This is a genomic window from Ralstonia mannitolilytica (assembly GCF_000954135.1).
Taxonomy (GTDB): domain Bacteria; phylum Pseudomonadota; class Gammaproteobacteria; order Burkholderiales; family Burkholderiaceae; genus Ralstonia; species Ralstonia mannitolilytica.
In genome coordinates, this window is sequence record NZ_CP010799.1 from 984251 (window position 1) to 1000135 (window position 15885).

The following is a 15885-nucleotide window of genomic DNA, read 5'->3' on the forward strand; positions in this document are numbered from 1 at the left end:
CGTGGTGGCGCTTCGCGCCACCGCTCGGCCCATCCGCCCTGCTCAACATGGCATGACAGTTGCAGAACCGGTGCGATTTTTTTTCCATTGCCGTTGCGACTTTCTAAAGGGGGAGAGCCGTCATGAAGACGTTTGCTTATGCAGCCAGTCTGGTGCTGCTGACCGGTGCCGCTGCCGGTGTGTGCCAATCCGCCGTGGCCCAGACCGCTCCGGCGGCCGATGCTCCGGCTGCCGCGCCGGCGCCGGCCGCGCTGACGGCCAACGTCACGCTGGCCAGCCAATACCGCTACCGCGGCATCATGCAGACCAACAACAAGCCTGCCATCCAGGGCGGCTTCGACTACGCGATCCCCGGCGGCGTGCTGCCCGAGGGCTTCTACGTCGGCAACTGGAACTCGTCGATCAGCTGGCTGAGCGATTCGAATTCGAACGTCTCCGCGCCGATCGAGATGGACTTCTACGCCGGCTACAAGACCGAGATCATCAAGGACGTGCCCATCGATGTGGGCGTGCTGCAGTACTACTACCCGGGCAGCTACCCGAGCGACTACACCCGCCCGCACACCACCGAAGGCTACGCGCAGATCGGCTACGGGCCGGTCACGTTCAAGTATTCGCATGCGTTCTCGAACCTGTTCGGTACGCCCGATTCGCACCACAGCCAGTACTTCGATCTGTCGGGCAACTTCGATACCGGCTTCTGGGGCCTGACGCTGAACCTGCACGTCGGCTACCAGCAGGTGCCGCACCAGACCGTGCGCGCTTCGTACGCCGACTGGAAGGTCGGCGTGACGAAGGACTTTGGCGGCGGCTGGGCGGCCTCGCTGGCCTACATCGACACGAATGCGTCGCGCGCGTTCTATACCAACACACGCGGCAACTACATGGGCAAGGCCACGGCCTTGCTGTCGATCACCAAGACTTTCCAATAACGATGCGTGGCGGCGCCTCCGGGTGCCGCTGTCCGAGGAGGAATCCAGCATGAAACTCATCATGGCCATCATCAAGCCGTTCAAGCTCGACGAGGTCCGGGAGGCGCTGTCCGAGGTAGGGGTCTCGGGCATCACCGTGACGGAGGTCAAGGGCTTCGGACGCCAGAAGGGCCACACCGAGCTTTACCGCGGCGCCGAGTACATCGTCGACTTCCTGCCCAAGGTGAAGATCGAAGTGGCCGTACCCGACGACGTGCTGGAGCGCGCCGTCGAGGCCATCGAAAAATCGGCCCGCACCGGCAAGATCGGCGACGGCAAGATCTTTGTGGCCGACGTCGAACAAGTCATCCGCATCCGCACCGGCGAGACCGGTGGCGACGCGCTGTAAGCCCCCATCTGCCAAGGAAGAGGTCAAAACATGAAAACCTGGTTCACTCGATTCCTGACGGCTGGGGCCGTTGTCGCGGTGCTTGCGGGCGCCGTGAGCTCGGCACCGGCCGCTGCGCAGGACAAGCCTGCCGCAGAAGCCTCGGCACCGGCCGCGGCTGCCGCCCCCGCTGCAGCATCCCAGGCCGCAGCGCCGGCGCCCGCCGCCCCCTCTGCCGCTGCCGCACCGGCTGCCGCTTCGGCGCCGGCGGCTGCCGCGCCTGTGCCCAACAAGGGCGATACCGCGTGGCTGCTGGTCTCCACCGCTTTCGTCATCCTCATGACGCTGCCGGGCCTGGCTCTGTTCTACGGCGGCCTAGTGCGCAAGAAAAACATGCTCTCGGTGCTGATGCAGTGCATGGGCATCTTCTCGCTGGTCATCATCCTGTGGGCGCTCTACGGCTACAGCTTTGCCTTCACGGAAGGCAACGCGTTCTTCGGCGGGCTCGATCGCCTGTTCCTGAAGGGGCTGACGCCGGACTCAGTGGCCGCTACCTTCAGCAAGGGCGTGGTGGTGCCGGAGTACGCGTACTTCGCATTCCAGGGTGCCTTTGCGGCGATCACCTGCGCGCTGATCATCGGCGCCTTCGCCGAGCGTGCGAAGTTCTCGGCCGTGCTGCTGTTCGTGGTGCTGTGGTTCACCTTCAGCTACCTGCCGATCGCGCACATGGTGTGGTTCTGGCCGGGCCCGGACGGCTTCACCGATGCCAAGGCGGCTGAGGTGATGACGGCCAAGTCGGGCTGGCTGTTCCAGAAGGGCGCGCTCGATTTTGCCGGCGGTACCGTCGTGCATATCAACGCCGCCGTGGCAGGCCTGGTGGGTGCCTTCCTGTTCGGCAAGCGCATCGGCTTCGGCCGTGAGGCGCTCAAGCCGCACAGCCTGACGCTGACCATGGTGGGTGCCTCGCTGCTGTGGTTCGGCTGGTTCGGATTCAACGCCGGTTCGGCCCTGGAAGCCAACGGCAGCGCCGCCCTGGCTTTCGTCAACACGCTGCTGGCCACCGCCGCTGCCGTGCTGTCGTGGAGCTTCGGCGAATGGTTCGGCAAGAGCAAGCCGTCGATGCTGGGTGCTGCTTCGGGCGCCGTGGCGGGCCTGGTCGCCATCACTCCGGCCGCTGGCTTTGTCGGCCCCATGGGCTCGATCGTGCTGGGCCTCATCGCCGGCCTGCTGTGCCTGTGGGGCGTGAATGGCCTCAAGCGCATGCTGGGCATGGATGACACGCTCGACGTCTTCGGCGTGCACGGGGTGGGTGGCATCCTCGGCGCGCTGCTGACCGGCGTGTTCGCCGCGCCGAGCCTGGGCGGCACCGGCATCTACGACTACGTTGCCAACAAGGTGGCCGATGATTACTCGATCGGCGGCCAGTTGTGGATCCAGCTACAGGGCGTGCTGACCACCGTCATCTGGTCGGGCGTGGTGGCCTTCATCGCCTACAAGATCGTGGACGTCATCGTCGGCCTGCGCGTGCCGGAAGAGGAAGAGCGCGAAGGCCTGGACATCACGTCTCACGGCGAAACGGCTTACGAAGACTGACCGTCCGCGCATCTCCAGAAGACCCGGCCATGTGCCGGGTCTTCCTCATTGCAGCGCGCTCTACACCACTGGACGGGGGCTTTGAGCCGTTCCCGGGCCGGCGCGTCCTTAATTCCGATGTAAAAAACCTTCAATTGCCTGTCGTTATGCGCGCGCTTACATTGCAGACGTGGTTTCCTCCACCTGCAGAACGCTCCCCGTATCTGTCAGGCTATTCCCCAAGCGCGGCAGCCCCGCGCTTTTTTTTTGTCCGCGTTTTTGTGTGGCTTTGCGCACTGCCGCGGACTGGCTCTTGCGAATCCCCCTCCCGGCCGCATATCGATAGCCCGCTATCGTCTGCAAGCTATTGCCTATTCCTCTACAATCGGAGTGGGCGATAAATAACATCAATAGGAAGGGTATGGTTCCGCACTTGATCACCGCGCTGAACGGGCCGCTGCTGGAGCTCGAGCAGAAGATTCTTGACGCCACGCCCGCCATCGAACGCTGGTTCCGCCTCGAGTGGCAGGAACACACGCCGCCGTTCTACTGTTCCGTCGATTTGCGCAACGCCGGCTTCAAGCTCGCGCCCGTCGACACGAATCTCTTCCCGGGCGGGTTCAACAACCTCGCGCCCGAGATGCTGCCGCTGGCCGTACAGGCCGCCATGGCCGCGATCGAAAAGATCTGCCCCGACGCCAAGAACCTCCTGCTGATCCCCGAGCGCCACACGCGCAACATGTTCTACCTGCAGAACGTGGCGCGCCTGTCGCAGATCATGCGCCAGGCCGGGCTCAATGTGCGCCTCGGTTCGCTGTCGGACGACATCACCGAGCCCACGCCGATCGATCTGCCCGATGGCCAGCGCCTCGTCGTCGAGCCGCTCAAGCGCATCGGGACCAAGGGCCGCCGCCTGGGCATGGACGACTTCGACCCGTGCTCGATCCTGCTGAACAATGACCTGTCGGCCGGCGTGCCGCCCATCCTCGAGAATATCAACGAGCAATACCTGCTGCCGCCGCTGCACGCGGGATGGTCGCAGCGCCGCAAGACGAACCACTTCGGCGCCTACGACGAGGTGGCCAAGAAGTTTGCCAAGCTGATCGACATTGATCCGTGGATGGTCAACCCGTATTTCACCAAGTGCAGCGGGCTGGACTTTCACGAGCGCGCGGGCGAGGAGGAACTCGCCCACGCCGTCGAGACGGTGCTCAAGAAGACGGCCAAGAAGTACAAGGAATACGGCGTGACCGAGACCCCGTACGTGGTGGTCAAGGCCGACGCCGGCACCTATGGCATGGGGGTCATGACCGTGCGCGATCCGTCCGAGGTCAAGGGCCTGAACCGGAAGGAGCGCAACAAGATGAGCGTGGTCAAGGAAGGCCTGGAGGTCTCCGAGGTGATCGTGCAGGAAGGCGTGCACACCTTCGAGAAGATCAACGAGGCCGTGGCCGAACCCGTCGTCTATATGATCGACCGTTATGTGGTGGGCGGCTTTTACCGGGTACACACGGGCCGCGGCGTGGATGAAAATCTGAACGCGCCGGGCATGCATTTCGTGCCGCTGCCGTTCGCGTCGACCTCGCTGCCGGACAGCCACGCCAAGCCAGGCGCCGGTGAGCCGAACCGTTTCTACATGTACGGCGTGGTGGCGCGCCTGGCCTTGCTGGCCGCGTCGCTCGAGCTCGAGAAAACCGATCCGAACCCGCTGATCTGATCAGCGACCACGCTGTAGAAGGAACCGCCATGCGCCTCCTGTTCATCGTCGATCCGCTGTCGACGTTCAAGATCTACAAGGATTCCACCTTCGCGATGATGCGCGAGGCGGCGGCGCGCGGCTATGCCATATACACGTGCCTGCAGTCGCAGCTCACGCTGTCGGGCAACGTGGTGGAAACCGTCGCGACGCCCATCGCGCTGACCGGCAATGAAGACGACGGGCACGACTGGTACCGCGCCGGCGATGCGCGCCTGCTGCCGCTCACCGGCTTTGACGCCGTGCTGATGCGCAAGGATCCGCCGTTCGACATGGAGTATGTCACCAGCACGTGGCTGCTGGAGATTGCCGAGCGGCAAGGCGCGCGCATCTTCAACAAGCCGCAGGCGATTCGCGACCATTCCGAAAAGCTCGCGATTGCGCAGTTCCGCGAGTTCACCGTGCCGACGATCGTCTCCCGCGACGCAAAGCGGCTGCGCGACTTCCACGCCGAGCAGGGCGATGTCATCTTCAAGCCGCTGGACGGGATGGGCGGCACGGGCATCTTCCGCGTGGGGCCGGACGGCATGAACCTCGGCGCCGTCATCGAGACGCTCACCCACAACGGCGCCCGCACGATCATGGCGCAGCAGTACATCCCGGCCATCCGCGAGGGCGACAAGCGCATCCTGCTGATTGGCGGATCGCCCGTGCCGCATTCGCTGGCGCGCATTCCGATGGCGGGCGAAGTCCGCGGCAACCTCGCCGCCGGTGGCACGGGCAAGGCACAACCGCTGTCCGAGCGCGACCAAGTGATCGCCCATGCGCTTGCGCCGGTGCTGTGGCAGCGCGGCCTGTTGCTCGTCGGGCTGGATGTCATCGGAGACTATCTGACCGAGGTGAACGTCACGAGCCCGACGTGCTTTCAGGAAATTACGCAGCAGACGGGCTTCAACGTGGCGGGCATGTTCATCGACGCGCTGGAGCGCGCGGTCGGCAAGGCGAGCGGATTAGCGCGCAAGCCGGCCTGAAATCGCTGGCGGGCCGCACGATCGGCTCGAGGTGCCCTGATACAATCGGATTCACACCGATTCGCATTTCCATCATGGCAGGGATTCTGATCATCGCGCACGCGCCGTTGGCTAGCGCCTTGCGTGATTGCGCTGCACACGTCTATTGCGGCCAGCCCGAACGGCTGGGTGCGATCGACGTCCTGCCCGATGCCGAGCCGGCTGCCGTGCTGGCGCAGGCGCGCGAAAAGCTCGCCGAGCTCATCGAAGGCAACGGCGCGCTGGTGCTGACCGACATCTTCGGGGCGACGCCCGCCAACATCGCCTCGCGCCTGGCCGATCCGGGCCGCGTCCGCGTGCTGGCCGGCGTGAACCTGCCGATGCTCGTGCGCGCCATCTGCTACCGCTCCGAAAAACTCGAACAACTTGCCGCCAAGGCTCTGGCCGGCGGCGCGCAAGGCGTACTGCAGGTCGGCTCGACAGCCGTCCAGAACCAGGTTGCCAACCATCCGGACAAATATGCTGCAGAGGGATATCACCATCATCAATAAGCTGGGGCTGCACGCTCGCGCCTCCGCCAAGCTCACGCAGCTCGCCAGCAAGTTCGACAGTCAGATCAAGATGTCGCGCAACGGCCGCCAGGTCGACGCCAAGAGCATCATGGGCGTGATGATGCTGGCCGCAGGCATCGGCTCCACCGTCACGCTGGAGATCGAGGGCCCCGACGAGCAAGCCGCCATGGACGGCCTCGTCGCCCTAATCAACGATCGCTTCGGCGAAGGCGAATAGCCCGCCGGTCCAACTCCACGCCGCCATCCGGCCAGCGCTCTATGCCCTTTACCCTGCACGGCATCCCGGTCTCGCGCGGCATCGCCATCGGCCGTGCCCACATGCTGGCGCGTGCGGCGCTGGACGTGTCGCACTACCTTGTCGATGAAGACAAGCTCGACGCAGAGGTCGAGCGCCTGCGCAGTGCCCGCGCGACGGTGCGCGCCGAACTGATCGCGCTCAAGCGCGACCTGCCCGCCGATGCGCCCGAAGAGATGGGCGCCTTCCTCGACGTGCACGCGATGATCCTGGATGACGCGCTGCTCTCCCAGGTGCCGGAGACGCTGATCCGCCAGCGCCGCTACAACGCCGAGTGGGCGCTCACCACACAGCTCGAAGAGTTGATCCGCCAGTTTGGTGAAATCGAAGACGAGTACCTGCGCGAGCGCAAGGCCGACATCGAGCAGGTCGTCGAGCGGATTCTCAAGGTGTTGGCCGGTGCGCCCGCGCTGGCGCCGGCGCCGGTGGCAGCCGGCTGCGATCCGGATGCCGGCATGATCGTCGTCGCGCATGACATTGCGCCGGCCGATATGCTGCAGTTTCGCGGCCAGACCTTCGCGGGCTTTGTCACCGATCTCGGCGGGCGCACGTCGCATACGGCCATCGTCGCGCGCAGCCTTGACATCCCCGCGGCCGTCGGCGTGCACAACGCGAGCACGCTGATCCGGCAGGACGACATCGTCGTCATCGACGGCGACAACGGCATCGTCATCGTCGATCCGAACGCCTCCATCCTCGAGGAGTACCGGCACCGCCGCAGCGAAGGCGAGCTGCAGAAGAAGCGCCTGGAGCGCCTGCGCCACACGCCCACCGTCACGCTCGACGGCACGCAGATCGACCTGCTGGCCAATATCGAGATGCCCGAAGATGCCGCCGCGGCCGTGAAGGCGGGTGCCGTCGGCGTCGGGCTGTTCCGCTCCGAATTCCTCTTCATGAACCGCCGCGGCGCGCTGCCCGACGAGGAAGAGCAGTTCCTCGCGTACCGCACGGCGGTCGAATCGATGAAGGGTTTGCCTGTCACGATCCGCACGATCGACATTGGCGCCGACAAGCCGCTGGACATCCGCGACGACCTGTTCGAGACGGCGCCCAACCCCGCGTTGGGTTTGCGCGCGATCCGGTGGTCGCTGTCGGAGCCGGCGATGTTCCTCACGCAGTTGCGCGCGCTGTTGCGGGCCTCGGCGTTCGGGCCGGTGAAGATTCTCGTGCCGATGCTCGCGCACGCCCGCGAGATCGACCAGACGCTGGAGCTCCTGGCGCGCGCGAAGGCCTCGCTCGACGCCGAGGGCCTCGCCTACGATCCGACCGTCAAGGTTGGCGCCATGATTGAAATTCCGGCGGCGGTGCTGATCCTGCCGGTGTTCCTGCGGCGCATGGATTTCCTCTCGATCGGCACGAACGATCTGATCCAGTACACGCTCGCCATCGATCGCGCCGACAACGCGGTCGCGCATCTGTATGACCCGCTGCACCCCGCCGTGCTGCAGCTGATCGCGCGCACGATCCGCGAAGGGCATCAGGCCGGCAAGCCCGTATCGGTGTGCGGCGAGATGGCCGGCGATGCCGCCATGACGCGCCTGCTGCTCGGCATGGGGCTCACCGAGTTTTCGATGCATCCGTCGCAGCTCCTGAGCGTCAAGCAGCAGATCCTGCGCGCCGACCGCCCGCGACTCATGCGCGAGGTCGACCGCCTGCTGTGCACGTGCGAACCCGCCGAAATCCAAGACGCGCTGGGCGCCCTGGCGCGGGCCTGAACGGCCAGGGCCAGCGGCGGCGGCCGTTGTGCCGCCGCATCGCCTGTCCTGCGGTCATTGTTCCCTAAGTGATTGAAATTCCACGTCTTTCATCTAAAAGACGGCTTGCGCGCACCCCCAAGACCCCGCCTGCCGAATGGGGTCGAACAAGAATTGTTCTCATTACCATTCTCTGTTATTCTGGCCTGACAGCGCGTTGTGAGCGCTGCGGAGGAGCCCCGTGTACGTCTGCATCTGCAACCAAGTGACCGACCGCGAAATCCATGGCGCCGCCCGTCTGGGCGTATCGACCCTGGACGAACTCGCCGAGACGCTCGGCGTGGGCACGTGCTGCGGACAATGCCGGGACTGCGCCAAGCAGGTGCTCGCCGAAGCGGTGAGCTGCATCCCCGTCGATCAGGTGTTGGGCCGTGCCAGCACGCATGCCATAATCGAGCGTCGCGACGAGCCCGTCGCCAATGACCAGGCCATTGCGGCCAAGGCGTTGGCTGCCTGATCCTTGCCTTTTTACCGCCGCGAACTGCCGCCCGGGCCTGAGCCTCGGCGGCATTTGTTGCTTGCTGGATCAGAACGCGGGCTCGTCTTGAACGGACGCCGGCGCGCGTCCCTCACCAGCAGGAGCCCCGAGAATGAAAGGCGATAAGAAGGTCATCCAATATCTGAACGCCCAGCTCAAGAATGAGCTGACCGCAATCAACCAGTACTTCCTCCACGCGCGCATGTATGGCCACTGGGGGCTCAAGCGCATCGGGGACCACGAATACAAGGAATCGATCGGCGAGATGAAGCATGCCGACCGCCTGATCGAGCGCATCCTGATGCTCGACGGCCTGCCCAACCTGCAGGACCTCGGCAAGATCTTCATCGGCCAGGACACGAAGGAAATCATCGAGTGCGACCTGAAGCTCGAGCGTGCCGCGCACGGCACGGTGGTCGAAGGCATCGCCTACTGCGAATCGGTCAAGGATTACGTCAGCCGCGAGATCCTGGTCGACATCCTGGACGACACGGAGGAGCACATCGACTGGCTCGAAACGCAGCTGGAGCTGATCGACAAGGTTGGCATTCAGAACTATCTGCAATCGCAGATGGAGCCCGAGGGCGAGTAAGACTCGACGGACGGCAAAAAGAAGGAGGCCTCAGCCTCCTTTTTTTATTGCGCGTGCTCGGCGCATCAGTGCGCGTCGCCGCAGACCGGACACGACGACTGCCGCCCGATGCGCATCGTCGTCCATTCCATCGATAGACCGTCGAGCATCAGCAGACGGCCAGCAAGCGAACGGCCGATGCCGGCGACGAGCTTGAGCGCCTCGGCCGCCTGCACCGTGCCCACCATCCCGACCAGCGGCGAGAACACGCCCATCGTCGCGCACGCCACCTCGGGCGCCGGCTCGTCGGGCGGGAACAGGCAGGCGTAGCACGGTCCGCCTGCGCGGCTGTCGAAGACGCTGATCTGCCCGTCGAAGCGGATGGCGGCTCCCGACACAAGCGGCACGCCTGCCCGTACGCAAGCGAGGTTGGCGGCCTGGCGCGTGGCAAAGTTGTCCGAACAGTCCAGCACCACGCTGACGCCGCCGAGAAGCGCGCCGATGGCATCCGCATCGAGCCGGCGCTGCACGGCATTCACGCGCACGTCCGGGTTCAGCCGCGCGATGGCTGCCTGCGCCGACGCCACCTTGGGCTGCCCGACCGACTCGGTGGTGTGCAGGATCTGGCGCTGCAGATTGGTCAGGTCGACCGTGTCGTCGTCGACGATGGTCAGCGTTCCAACCCCGGCCGCCGCCAGGTAGGGCAGGGCTGCGGCGCCGAGCCCGCCCGCCCCGATGACCAGCGCGTGCGCCTGCAGCAGGCGCGTTTGCCCTTCGATGCCGATTTCGTCGAGCAGGATATGGCGCGAATAGCGCAGCAGTTGATCGTCGTTCATGGCGGTGCAATGAAAAAGGCCGTGCAGTGCACGGCCTCGTAAGTTTGCCAGTGTTCGCCGGGTTGCGTGTCAGCGGGCGCCGGTGGGTTCCGGGGCCGGCTGCACGCTGCTTGCCGGGCCGCTGGGCTTGGGCGCAGCCGGCTCGGAAGCCGGCGCCGCCTTGCCCTTGGGCAGCTTGGCGGGCTGGCTCGATTCCTTGGCGGCCGGCGATTTCACGGCCTTGTCCGGCACGGTCGCGGCTGCGCTTTCCAGCACCGACTTCGAACGCTTGACCGGCTGGCCCTTCAGGTCGGCAATGGCCTGCTGCAGCATGAAGTCGTCGGCCGAGCCGAACTCGATCGGCTTCTTGTTGCGTTCCTTCTCGCGCTGCTCCGGCGTCTTCTTGGCGTTTTCTTCTTCTAGGCGGCGCAGCTCTTCGACGCGGCGCTTTTCGCGCTCCGTCATCTCCGCTTCTTCCGACTCTTGCTTGTTGTGCAGGTGGCGCTCGGTATCGATCTCGCGGGTGATGAGCGCGTCGTCCGGATCGCCTTCCGGATTCTGGTCGACCGGGATATCCGGGCGGATGCCCTTTGCCTGGATCGACTTGCCCGATGGCGTGTAGTAGTACGCGATGGTCAGCTTGATGCCGGTGTCGTTCGACAGCGGGCGCACCGTCTGCACCGAGCCCTTGCCGAAGGTCGTCTTGCCCATCGTCTTGGCACGGTGGTGATCCTGCAGCGCGCCGGCCACGATTTCCGAAGCGGAGGCCGTGTACGCGTTGGTCAGCACGATGATCGGCACGGTCTTGAACTCGGGGTCCAGATTGGCGAGCGGATCGGAATCGAAGTTGCTCAGGCGGTAGTTGGCGAACGTCGTCTTGTACGTGCGCTTCGCGTCCGGCACCTGGCCGTTCGTCGAGACCACCGTCACGTCCGGCGGCAGGAACGCGGCCGACACACCCACAGCGGCCTGCAGCACACCGCCGCCGTTGTTGCGCAGATCCAGGATCAGGCCCTTGAGGTGGCCGTCCTGCTTGGCCAGGTCGTTCAGCTTCTTGGCCAGGTCCGGCACGGTGCGTTCCTGGAAGCTCGTGATGCGCACCCAGGCAATGCCGTCGCCGAGCAGCTTGGCCTTGACCGACTGCACCTGAATTTCAGCGCGGGTGATGGTGAGCGGGAACGTGCGCTCTTCCTTCTTGCGGTAGATGGTCAGCGTGACCTTGGTGCCCGGCGCGCCGCGCATGCGCTTGACGGCTTGCTCGAGCGGCATGCCGCGCACCGGCTTGTCGTCGATGCGGGTGATCAGGTCGCCCGGCTGCACGCCGGCGCGGAAGGCCGGGGTGTCTTCGATCGGGTTGATGACCTTGACAAGACCTTCCTCCTGCGAGATCTCGATGCCCAGGCCGGCAAAGCGTCCCTGGGTGCCCTCCTGCAGCTCCTGGAAGTCCTTCTTGTCGAGGTAGGCCGAATGGGGGTCGAGGCTGGCGACCATGCCCTTGATGGCTTCGGTCAGCAGCTTGTCGTCGTCCACCGGCTCGACATACTCGCGCTTGATCTGGCCAAAGATGTCGGCCATGAGCCTGAGCTTCTCCAGCGGAAGCGGCCCGACCGTCGCATTCTGCGCGGTGGCGGAGAGCTGAAGCGTCGCCAGTACCCCGGTAACGAGGCCGATGGCGATCAAGCTGATGTTCTTGAGCGAAGTTCGCATGTGTCGGGAGCGGACGGTGGGACGGTAGATAAACATGACCCGGGACGGCTTGCGCACATCCCGGGTGTCAGGCTTTGACAGTATAAAGGCGTTGAGGTGCCGCAGCGCCCGTTACGGATTATTTGGACTTGCCCTGGCTGGCCACCGCCGCGAGCGACGCGGCAATTGCTTCCTGGTCGCCCAGGTAGTAATGGCGGATCGGCTTGAGGTTGGCGTCCAGCTCATACACTAGCGGCGTGCCGTTGGGGATGTTCAGGCCGACGATGTCGGCGTCGGAAATGCCGTCGAGGTACTTCACCAGCGCGCGGATGCTGTTGCCATGCGCTGCAATGACGACACGCTTGCCGCTCCGGATGGCCGGCGCAATCGACTCTTCCCACAGCGGCAGCACGCGCGCCACGGTGTCTTTCAGGCATTCGGTCAGGGGCACCTGCTCGCGCGTGAGGCCGGCATAGCGCGGGTTGCCGAAGGCGTCGTTCTCGGCCCCGGGCTCGAGGGCGGGCGGCGGCGTGTCGTAGCTGCGGCGCCAGATCAATACCTGCTCGTCGCCGAACTTGGCGGCCGTCTCCGCCTTGTTCAGGCCCGACAGCGCGCCGTAGTGGCGTTCGTTCAGGCGCCATTCGTTGCGGGTCGGGATCCACATCAGGTCCATTTCATCCTGCACATGCCAAAGCGTGCGTATCGCGCGCTTGAGCACCGAGGTGTAGGCGAGGTCGAAGGTGAAGCCGGCTTCGCGCAGCAGTTTGCCGCCTTGGCGGGCCTGGGCGACGCCCGTATCGGTGAGGTCGACGTCGACCCAGCCGGTGAAGCGGTTCTCGAGATTCCACGTCGATTCGCCGTGGCGGATGAGGACGAGCTTGTGCATGACTGCCATGATGAGAAGTGAGAAAACCTGCGCGCGCGGCCTGCGGCGATCTGTCGACGCCTTGACGTGCGACCGCTGAAACCGGCTATTTTATAATGCCGCCGGCATTGGCTCTCCGAACCGTTCGGACGAGGCCCGACCGACCCATCCCAGGAAACCGATACCGTGAAGTTTTTCGCCGATTACAACAACCTCGCCCTGCTTGCCATCGCCATCGTTTCGGGCGGGCTGCTGGTCTGGTCGTCCGTCCAGCGCCGCATTGCCGGCGGGGGCGGCGCCAAGGTCAGTGCCTCGACGGCCACGCAGCTCATCAACCGCCGCAACGCCGTGGTGGTGGACGTGCGCGAGAGCAGCGAGTACGCCGCCGGCCATCTCCCGCAAGCCAAGCATGCGCCGCTTGGCGAACTCGAAGGCAAGGCGGCCGGCCTTGCAAAGAACAAAGAGACCCCCATCATCCTCGTATGCCAGACCGGCCAGCGCGCCGGGCGGGCGCAAGCAGTGTTGAAGCAGGCCGGTTACAGTGAGGTCTATTCGCTCGAGGGCGGATTGGCCGCCTGGCAGCAGGCAGGCCTTCCGGTCGTGAAGTAACGAAAAGACAACGAGGTTTGATGTTATGGCGCACGTGGTCATGTACAGCACCACCGTCTGCCCCTATTGCGTGGCAGCGGAACGACTCCTGAAGCAGCGCGGCGTCGAGCAGATCGAAAAGATCCTGATCGACCGCGAACCCGGCAAGCGCGAAGAGATGATGGCGCGCACGAACCGCCGCACCGTGCCGCAGATCTACATCGACGATCGACACATCGGCGGCTTTGATGATCTGTCCGCGCTGGACCGCGAAGGCGGCCTGGTGCCGCTGCTGGCCGCCTGACCTGGCGACGCGCTTGCCACACAGAACGCCCGGCCTTGACCGGGCGTTGTATTTTTAGGTGTCCTCGCAATGGCCTGCACCATTGCCTCATGTACCATACGCGTCTTGCACGGCGGACGCGTTCCGCCAAGCACTGACCACATCCATTTTGAAGGCGAGTCATGAGCGACCAGCAACAACAGCAACCGGGCCAGGATGGCCAGCCGTTCTTCAACATTCAGCGCGTCTACCTGAAGGATCTGTCGCTGGAGCAGCCCAACTCGCCGCACATCTTCCTCGAGCAGGAACAGCCGACCGTGGAAGTGCAGGTGGACGTGTCCGCTTCGCAACTGGCCGAGGGCGTGTTTGAAGTGGTCGTCATCGGCACGGTCACGACCAAGGTCAAGGAAAAGGTCGCCTTCCTGGTGGAAGCCAAGCAAGCCGGTATCTTCGACATCCGCAACGTGCCGGCCGAGCAGATGGACCCGCTGCTGGGCATCGCCTGTCCGACCATCGTGTACCCGTACCTGCGCTCGAACATTGCCGACACCATTGGCCGCGCCGGCTTCCAGCCGATCCACTTGGCCGAGATCAACTTCCAGGCGCTGTACGAGCAACGCCTGGCTGCCGCGATGGAAGAGGCGCAAGCCCAGGGCGGCGGCGCCGGTCTGGTGATGCCGGACGGCTCGAAGGCCACCCACTGAACACGGGGCGCACCGCGCCTGAAGCCCGCGCCGGCCACACGCTCGCGCGGGTATTTTTTTTGCCTGACCGATGTTGAATACGCGCATGCGAATTTCCGTTCTGGGTGCCGGCGCCTGGGGCACCGCCCTCGCCAGCCATGCCGCGCAATCGCACGATGTCGTGCTGTGGGGCCGCGATGCCAGCCTCGTTGCGCAGATGGCCGCCACGCACGTCAATGCAACGTATCTGCCGGGCATCGCGCTGCAGGCAATGCTGCGGTTTTCCGATGACCTGCAAGCGGCGCTCGACCACGCAGCGGGTGATGACGCACTCGCCGTCATTGCATCGCCCGTGGCGGGCTTGGCCGATCTGACGCGTGCCGTTGCCGAGCATGGCGGCGTGAGCAACGTCATCTGGCTGTGCAAGGGCTTCGACCCCGAGACGGGAGCATTGCCCCACGCCATCGTTGCAGAGGTCCTTCGCCAGACCGGGCGCAGCGATCTGGCAACCGGTGTGCTGTCCGGCCCCAGCTTCGCCAAGGAAGTCGCACAGGGCCTGCCGTGCGCGATGACCGTCGCATCGACCAACGACACGCTGTGCAGGTTCACGCAGCGCGGCTTTCACCATCACGCCATGCGCGTGTATGCAAGCGACGACCTGGTCGGCGTGGAGGTGGGCGGCGCGGTCAAGAACGTGCTCGCGATCGCCACTGGTGCCGCGGACGGCCTCGGCCTGGGCCTGAACGCGCGCGCCGCGCTGGTCACGCGCGGGCTGGCCGAGATGACGCGCCTTGGGCTTGCGCTTGGCGGCCGGCCGGAGACTTTCATGGGACTCACCGGCATGGGCGATCTGCTGCTCACCGCCACCGGTGATCTGTCACGCAACCGGACAGTCGGGATGCAGCTTGCGCAAGGCCGCACGCTCGACGACATCCTGCACAGCCTCGGTCATGTTGCCGAGGGCGTGCGTTGCGCACGCGCGGTCGCGGCACTGGCTCGTGACCGGGGCGTCGATATGCCGATCACGTTTACCGTCTGCGAAGTCCTGTTCGAAGGGCTGGCGCCCGCGCGCGCGGTGGAGCGCCTCTTGCAACGCGACGCCAAGTCGGAGTCCGCGCGCTAGGACGGGGTGCGGCGCTGTGTGTTCAGGCGCCGCCCGCGAATCCGTTCTGCCGCCACGCCTCGAAGACGACCACCGCCACGGTGTTCGACAGATTCAGGCTGCGGTTGTTGGGGCGCATCGGCAGGCGGATGCGCTGTGACGCCGGAAACCACTCGCGTCGTTCTTCGGATAATCCGCGCGTTTCGGATCCGAACACGAACCAGTCTCCGGGTTGGAAGGCCATGCTGGCAAACGGCGTCGAGCCGCGCGTGGTGAGCGCGAACATGCGGCTGGGGTCAGGTTGCGCATCGCGCAGGAAGGCGCCCCAATCAGCATGCACGCGCATCGTCGCGTACTCGTGGTAGTCCAGGCCCGCGCGCCGCATGCGCGCGTCTTCAAGCGGAAAGCCCAGCGGTTCGATCAGGTGCAACTGCGCGCCCGTGTTGGCGCACAGGCGGATCACGTTGCCCGTGTTGGGCGGGATTTCGGGCTCGACGAGGACGACGTTGAACATGGCTGCGGTGGCGGGAAAACTCCGGCGGCGAGCTTATCCACATTGGGAAGGGTTGTCACGCCGCCACAGCGTTCGGTGGCGGGCGCGACAGAATGTCGCATA

Annotated in this window: 18 protein-coding genes; 14 read left to right on the forward strand and 4 right to left on the reverse strand. The window is 65.1% G+C overall.

Features of this window, described 5'->3' with window-relative positions; translation table 11 throughout:
* The first annotated feature begins 122 nt into the window (after positions 1-122).
* The 10 genes from TK49_RS04735 (at position 123) to bfr (ending at position 9268) form a co-directional block, all read left to right on the forward strand.
* Positions 123-932, forward strand: a complete 810-nt coding sequence (locus TK49_RS04735) for a TorF family putative porin (RefSeq protein ID WP_045785674.1) — start codon at positions 123-125, stop codon at positions 930-932.
* A 49-nt stretch (positions 933-981) separates the two neighbouring features.
* On the forward strand, positions 982-1320 hold the full coding sequence (locus TK49_RS04740; RefSeq protein ID WP_045785675.1) for a P-II family nitrogen regulator: 339 nt from the start codon (positions 982-984) through the stop codon (positions 1318-1320).
* Between the two features lie 30 nt (positions 1321-1350).
* Positions 1351-2892: an ammonium transporter gene (locus TK49_RS04745; protein ID WP_045785676.1), complete on the forward strand. Its 1542-nt coding sequence runs from the start codon at positions 1351-1353 to the stop codon at positions 2890-2892.
* Positions 2893-3292: 400 nt separating this feature from the next.
* A complete protein-coding gene (gene gshA, locus TK49_RS04750; protein WP_045785677.1) occupies positions 3293-4588 on the forward strand; it encodes a glutamate--cysteine ligase in 1296 nt (431 codons plus the stop codon).
* A gap of 29 nt (positions 4589-4617) precedes the next feature.
* The gene (gene gshB / locus TK49_RS04755; protein ID WP_045785678.1) at positions 4618-5598 is read left to right on the forward strand and encodes a glutathione synthase; all 981 of its coding nucleotides are present in this window, start codon (positions 4618-4620) and stop codon (positions 5596-5598) included.
* Positions 5599-5672: 74 nt separating this feature from the next.
* The gene (locus TK49_RS04760) at positions 5673-6128 is read left to right on the forward strand and encodes a PTS sugar transporter subunit IIA (RefSeq protein WP_045785679.1); all 456 of its coding nucleotides are present in this window, start codon (positions 5673-5675) and stop codon (positions 6126-6128) included.
* Positions 6097-6366 carry an HPr family phosphocarrier protein gene (locus tag TK49_RS04765; protein WP_045785680.1) on the forward strand — a complete coding sequence of 90 codons (270 nt, stop codon included), beginning with the start codon at positions 6097-6099 and terminating at the stop codon, positions 6364-6366. Before TK49_RS04760 ends, TK49_RS04765 begins: the two co-directional genes overlap by 32 nt.
* A 41-nt stretch (positions 6367-6407) precedes the next feature.
* Entirely contained in the window at positions 6408-8159 is a 1752-nt protein-coding gene (gene ptsP / locus TK49_RS04770; RefSeq protein ID WP_045785681.1) for a phosphoenolpyruvate--protein phosphotransferase, read from the forward strand.
* Positions 8160-8379: 220 nt separating this feature from the next.
* Positions 8380-8655 carry a (2Fe-2S)-binding protein gene (locus tag TK49_RS04775; RefSeq protein WP_045785682.1) on the forward strand — a complete coding sequence of 92 codons (276 nt, stop codon included), beginning with the start codon at positions 8380-8382 and terminating at the stop codon, positions 8653-8655.
* 133 nt (positions 8656-8788) lie between these two features.
* Positions 8789-9268, forward strand: coding sequence for a bacterioferritin (gene bfr / locus TK49_RS04780; protein ID WP_004637092.1), 480 nt, complete (start codon positions 8789-8791; stop codon positions 9266-9268).
* 65 nt (positions 9269-9333) lie between these two features.
* On the opposite strand, the gene TK49_RS04785 is transcribed toward bfr, so the two are convergent.
* The 3 genes from TK49_RS04785 to gpmA all read right to left on the reverse strand — a co-directional run bounded on the left by TK49_RS04785 (position 9334) and on the right by gpmA (position 12634).
* Positions 9334-10083: a HesA/MoeB/ThiF family protein gene (locus TK49_RS04785; protein WP_045785683.1), complete on the reverse strand. Its 750-nt coding sequence runs from the start codon at positions 10081-10083 to the stop codon at positions 9334-9336.
* A gap of 69 nt (positions 10084-10152) precedes the next feature.
* A complete protein-coding gene (locus tag TK49_RS04790) occupies positions 10153-11769 on the reverse strand; it encodes a S41 family peptidase (RefSeq protein ID WP_045785684.1) in 1617 nt (538 codons plus the stop codon).
* 118 nt (positions 11770-11887) lie between these two features.
* Positions 11888-12634 carry a 2,3-diphosphoglycerate-dependent phosphoglycerate mutase gene (gene gpmA, locus TK49_RS04795; RefSeq protein WP_045787749.1) on the reverse strand — a complete coding sequence of 249 codons (747 nt, stop codon included), beginning with the start codon at positions 12632-12634 and terminating at the stop codon, positions 11888-11890.
* A 165-nt stretch (positions 12635-12799) separates the two neighbouring features.
* Here gpmA and TK49_RS04800 point away from each other — a divergent pair, with 165 nt between their 5' ends.
* From TK49_RS04800 to TK49_RS04815, 4 genes are all read left to right on the forward strand, one after another.
* Complete coding sequence (locus tag TK49_RS04800) at positions 12800-13222, forward strand: rhodanese-like domain-containing protein (RefSeq protein WP_045785685.1); 423 nt, start codon at positions 12800-12802, stop codon at positions 13220-13222.
* A 25-nt stretch (positions 13223-13247) separates the two neighbouring features.
* Positions 13248-13505 carry a glutaredoxin 3 gene (gene grxC, locus TK49_RS04805; protein ID WP_045785686.1) on the forward strand — a complete coding sequence of 86 codons (258 nt, stop codon included), beginning with the start codon at positions 13248-13250 and terminating at the stop codon, positions 13503-13505.
* A 161-nt stretch (positions 13506-13666) separates the two neighbouring features.
* Positions 13667-14188 (forward strand): protein-export chaperone SecB, encoded by a 522-nt coding sequence (gene secB / locus TK49_RS04810; RefSeq protein WP_045785687.1) that lies wholly within the window; start codon positions 13667-13669, stop codon positions 14186-14188.
* Between the two features lie 85 nt (positions 14189-14273).
* Entirely contained in the window at positions 14274-15290 is a 1017-nt protein-coding gene (locus TK49_RS04815; protein ID WP_045785688.1) for an NAD(P)H-dependent glycerol-3-phosphate dehydrogenase, read from the forward strand.
* 22 nt (positions 15291-15312) lie between these two features.
* On the opposite strand, the gene trmL is transcribed toward TK49_RS04815, so the two are convergent.
* A complete protein-coding gene (trmL, locus tag TK49_RS04820; protein WP_045785689.1) occupies positions 15313-15783 on the reverse strand; it encodes a tRNA (uridine(34)/cytosine(34)/5-carboxymethylaminomethyluridine(34)-2'-O)-methyltransferase TrmL in 471 nt (156 codons plus the stop codon).
* Between the last annotated feature and the right edge of the window lie 102 nt (positions 15784-15885).